Genomic DNA, 1,038 nt, shown 5'->3' with positions numbered 1-1,038 from the left:
CCGCCAGCGCCGCCGCCACGCGGTCCGCCTTCTCGGCGCCGGCCGCGACGACCCACACCTCGCGGGCGGCCCGGATGGCGTCGAACGTGAGGGAGACCCGCTCCGGCGGGGGCTTGGGCGAGCCGTGCACGCCCGTGGTCGTGCCCTGCGCCGCGAGGCTCTCGTGGCCGGGGAACAGGGACGCGACATGCCCGTCTGGGCCCATACCGAGCAGCAGCACGTCGAACGCCGGGACGGCCGTGGCCGCTCCCTGCGCGTGCTCGGCGAGCAGCGCGGCGTAGGCCGCGGCGCCCTCCTCCGGCGTCGCGACCGACGTCGGGCCCGGCATGGGGTGGACGTTGGCCGCGGGGAGCCCGTGCTCGGCGACCAGGCCGTCGAGCAGCGCCTCGCGCGCCTGTGTCTCGTTGCGGTCGGGGTCGCCGTCCGGCAGGAACCGTTCGTCGCCCCACCACAGGTGCACACCCGACCAGTCCACGGCCGGCACCAGCGGGCTCGCGGCGACTGCCGCGAGCGTCGCGATGCCGACCGTGCCGCCCGTGAGGACGACGTGGACGGGGGAGCGGACCGACTGCACGTCCAGGACGCGCGTGAGCAGCCGCGCGGCGGCGGCCAGCGCCAGCACCTCCTTGTCGGGGTGCACGACGACGAGCCGCACGCCGGGCGTCTCCGTCATCAGGCCGCCGTCCGGTTGGTGACGTGCCCCAGACCTCGCGTGAGGACCTCCTCGAAGACCTCGTCCGGGTCGAGCCGGCGCAGCTCCTCGATCAGGGCCTCGTTGAGCGCGCGGATCGGCAGCGCGATCCGCCGCGCGGGCTTGCCCGGCTGCGTGATCGTGACGGTCCGGCCGTCCGGGCGGTCCAGCACGATGGGCCCGCTCCTGCGCTCCAGGACCACGCGCGTGATGGCGTCGTCGCTGGCGGTGCGCACCACCTCGGCCGGGCAGTTCAGCCGGGCACCGAGCCAGGCCGCGAGCAGGTCGAGCGACGTGTGCCGCTTCTGCCCCTCGACCGTCACGGACAGCACCGGCTCGAACGGCGG

At 75.9% G+C, this 1,038-nt stretch carries 2 protein-coding genes; both read right to left on the bottom strand.

Going from position 1 to position 1,038, the window contains the following annotated elements; translation table 11 throughout:
- The coding region (gene pgl, locus PROKR_RS10670) for a 6-phosphogluconolactonase (RefSeq protein WP_036962986.1) at positions 1-673 on the bottom strand (673 nt) is incomplete at its 3' end.
- Positions 673-1,038, bottom strand: a 366-nt coding sequence (locus PROKR_RS10665; protein ID WP_036962984.1) for a glucose-6-phosphate dehydrogenase assembly protein OpcA, incomplete at its 5' end; no start/stop codon positions are given. The genes pgl and PROKR_RS10665, both read right to left, overlap by 1 nt.

The sequence above is a fragment of the Promicromonospora kroppenstedtii DSM 19349 genome, assembly GCF_000515355.1.
In the GTDB taxonomy this organism is placed as follows: Bacteria; Actinomycetota; Actinomycetes; order Actinomycetales; family Cellulomonadaceae; genus Promicromonospora; species Promicromonospora kroppenstedtii.
This window is presented reverse-complemented; position numbering and strand designations above follow the sequence as displayed.